Source organism: Wolbachia endosymbiont of Tuta absoluta (genome assembly GCF_059414725.1).
This window is the reverse complement of the sequence record NZ_JBNRJY010000562.1, coordinates 1-822: the sequence shown is the minus strand read 5'-3', so window position 1 is coordinate 822 and position 822 is coordinate 1. Positions and strand designations below refer to the sequence as shown.

The following is an 822-nucleotide window of genomic DNA, read 5'->3' as shown; positions in this document are numbered from 1 at the left end:
CACTGGGCTAATTGTTCTAAATCTGCGACCAATATACCCTCTGGATATATTGCCCACTTACTAAGTGTACTGTAAATGCGATCGATCTGAGAACAATGATTGAACTAAAAACAATTGCTTCGTCTTCATTCACCAAAGATTTCATGTAGGTACCCTTGTCATTTAAGCATATTTCTAGCCTAGCTAATATTGAAAAATTTTACTAATATCTTCGCCAACTAGTTTTGCTTTTAATTCAGCAGCAGTAACTTCTTGTTCAACAAACCTTTTTACCTCAGATGTATGGCAGACGGACGGAACCATGTCCCTTGCTGCGTCCAAGAACGTGTGCCGGACATCTGTCAAGACGTCTGCAGAGGAGAGTTCACTCCTGTCACAGACAACATCAAGACGCACTATTCGTGCGCAGCGTACATGGAAAAAACGCTGGCCTGTATTGTTGAAGGCATTGGTAAATACATTTTTAGCTAAACTACTTTTAGTTACGATAGTATTGCATTGCAACTGTTTATACCCATATAGCGCAGTAGTAGATAGTGCGCCTTCTGTTCTGCGGTCTAAGTCTTTCTTTTGAATGTCTCTATTTCTTTCCATATATCCTGATACAGATAATATCCACTACATTCTAGTGGGAGCTATGAATATGATAGTGTTTTATTTTCTTTGTGAGTACCACAGATTCGTCCAGAAATGATTATGCGTATGGCAAAATACAAAAACTATTTTATCCACAGAACTACTTCCAAGTCCGCCAGAAGACGTGGAAGTGGAGCCACTAAACGAAAAACAATTGAAGGTGACCTGGAGTCCTCCAGTTGAGAA

1 protein-coding gene is annotated in these 822 nt (G+C 39.7%); it reads right to left on the bottom strand.

Annotation, left to right across the window (positions count from 1 at the left end; genetic code table 11):
- Positions 1-183: 183 nt before the first annotated feature.
- A complete protein-coding gene (locus tag ACJ5GX_RS06315; protein WP_495292820.1) occupies positions 184-594 on the bottom strand; it encodes a hypothetical protein in 411 nt (136 codons plus the stop codon).
- Positions 595-822: the final 228 nt, after the last annotated feature.

What these genes read in the sequence shown, in the direction of transcription:
- ACJ5GX_RS06315 (WP_495292820.1), bottom strand. Translation starts at nt 594, where the DNA reads ATGGAAAGAAATAGAGACATTCAAAAGAAAGACTTAGACCGCAGAACA.